Below are 2,071 nucleotides of genomic sequence, written 5' to 3' on the forward strand. Positions count from 1 at the left end.
TCCCTTGAGGCTCCCGCTTTTGGGGAAGGTGAGTGCTGGTGCTTCCGCAGCGCCCTCGCGCCGCGCCTTGCGGCCCACTTTCGGGCGGTTGAGCTCGCGCCTAGCGTCCTGCTTCTGCTCCAGAGGTTTTTCCTCCCAGAAGATCGTCACGCTAGCCACGGTGCGTCCGACCTTATGCGGCGTCGCGGTCAACGTCAGTCGCGAGGTCTGGTTGATTTCCGCAATGGCGGGTTGGATGGAGAAACGGTTCATGTCGTTCCAGCGCTGCATTTTACCTTCCGGAACCCCTAGTACCGCCCGAAGTTCGGCCACTGTGAAGGTCTTGCTGGTGACGTGATCGAGGTTCACAAGGCTGGCGATGTGCTGAAACAGAAGGATCGAATACTTTGATGAGAGGGCGAAGACGGTCTGTCGATCGAGGATCGCCCAATGGCAAGATTTCTCAGCCATCTCGCGGAATGCCCGCCCAAACCACCAAGCCACCAACAAGTCGTCGCTGACTTCATGGCGGTAATCCAGCTTGGCCTGATCCAGGAACCCGCCGATGATCTCGCACTGGGCCTCGGTGTCATCGAAGACAATCACCGCCCCACGCAGTTCGACGAACAGCTTCCGCAAGGTGGCACGGGTGTGGTTCCGCATCCCGTCGATCTTCTTGATGTCTGCCATCCGAAGGTCATGCCGCACATCGTCTGCCATGCGACCCCCGGCCTTGCCGATCAACAGGTGCATCAGCTTGAGGGCTTCCGCCCCCGGCGGGTTTTCGATGTAGACCCCCCGCGCCACTTCCGCCGGAAGCACGATTCTGGCCTCGTCAAGGGCCCGGTCAGCAGCGATTTGCGTGGTCTTGATCATGGGGAGGAATTAGGGGGAGGAAAACTCCCCGAGTCAACAGCTGGTATAGTCCCCATTTCTCCCTTTTCAGTCCCCATTTCTCCCTTTTCAGTCCCCATTTCTCCCCTATAGCCGCGTAAGCTTATGATATTGAATGAAAAAAACTCCCTGAACTTATAGAACTTATAGAACAAGATAGGCGCTGCGCGCTTTTTGGTAAAATTCTGGGTGATTTTGGCGCTTCTTGAGACCTCTCAAGGCTTAAAGCGGAGACGTTTCCAGCGCCCTAACCTAGGTCCTCGTGTGTGTGCTTTTCCGAAGAGGCCAAAATACCCGGAACGTGGTCCCTGACCCCAAACAGGTCTCAACCGCCAACCCCGCACCGGCTCTCTCAATCAAGTTCCGCACCAAGGCGAGGCCCCGGCCAGATCCGGACCGTTGCTTGGTCGAAAACCCGCGCTCCCAGATCTGGCCCAGCATAGCTTCTGGGATGCCGGGCCCGGTGTCTGTTACGGTCAAGATAGCAAAAGGTGGTGCCGGTTGATGGCCGATCACCAACTTAACCCCTTCCGATTTTTCAGATGCGAGCGTCAATGAAAGCGCGACCTGACCAGTGTCACCCGCCGCATTACGGGCGTTATCTGACAGGTTCAGCAGTACACGCATCAACAGTTCTGGATCGGCATGTGTCAGAATGGGAACTTCCGGCACAGTCACAGATACTCGGCAAGCGGTCCCATCACTCACTGCCTCGGCTGTTCGAGAAATCAAGTTGCGCAGATCAACATTTCCACTTGAATCAGCGATGTTCTGATAACCAACGACAAGATCAATCGCGGTCCGGGCTGCGGCATGAACCTGTGATAGAAGGCGAAGCATGTCTTCACGCGGCATATCCTCAATCATGAGCCCCAGCTCACTGCCGTACGAAATTCGAGCCAGAAGATTCATCAAATCATGGATGAAATCGACATCAGGCTCCTTGAAGCTGCCTCTACGGTCCCTTTGCATCCTGCGGCCTCCTTCTTTTTGTTTTATCTTGTGATGGGGCTTCGAGAGAGGCTAGTCTCCTTCGGCTGGGAGTTTCGAAAGAGGGGCGCAGCAGCCCTCTTCGCCGGATAGGAGGTAACGCAGTTACATCCTAGTAGGTTAGACCTTAAGGGGGTTATCCTCTCCGCGCGCGAAGGACCCCGATCCAGCGGATTAGGTTTTTTCACGACCCTCGGCGATCTTGGTG

At 56.2% G+C, this 2,071-nt stretch carries 2 protein-coding genes; both read right to left on the bottom strand.

All coding sequences use genetic code 11. The features are described 5' to 3' along the window. Positions 1–855, bottom strand: an 855-nt coding sequence (locus tag AAFO90_RS24485; protein WP_347511141.1) for a replication initiation protein, incomplete at its 3' end; no start/stop codon positions are given. Positions 856–1,125: 270 nt separating this feature from the next. Continuing rightward, the gene (locus tag AAFO90_RS24490) at positions 1,126–1,845 is read right to left on the bottom strand and encodes an ATP-binding protein (protein ID WP_347511142.1); all 720 of its coding nucleotides are present in this window, start codon (positions 1,843–1,845) and stop codon (positions 1,126–1,128) included. Between the last annotated feature and the right edge of the window lie 226 nt (positions 1,846–2,071).

Origin of the sequence: Phaeobacter sp. CAU 1743 (assembly GCF_039839315.1) — a bacterium.
GTDB lineage: Bacteria > Pseudomonadota > Alphaproteobacteria > Rhodobacterales > Rhodobacteraceae > Phycobacter > Phycobacter gallaeciensis_A.

Excerpts from the sequence above, each read along its gene's own strand:
- AAFO90_RS24490 (WP_347511142.1), bottom strand. The coding sequence starts at position 1,845 with ATGCAAAGGGACCGTAGAGGCAGCTTCAAGGAGCCTGATGTCGATTTC.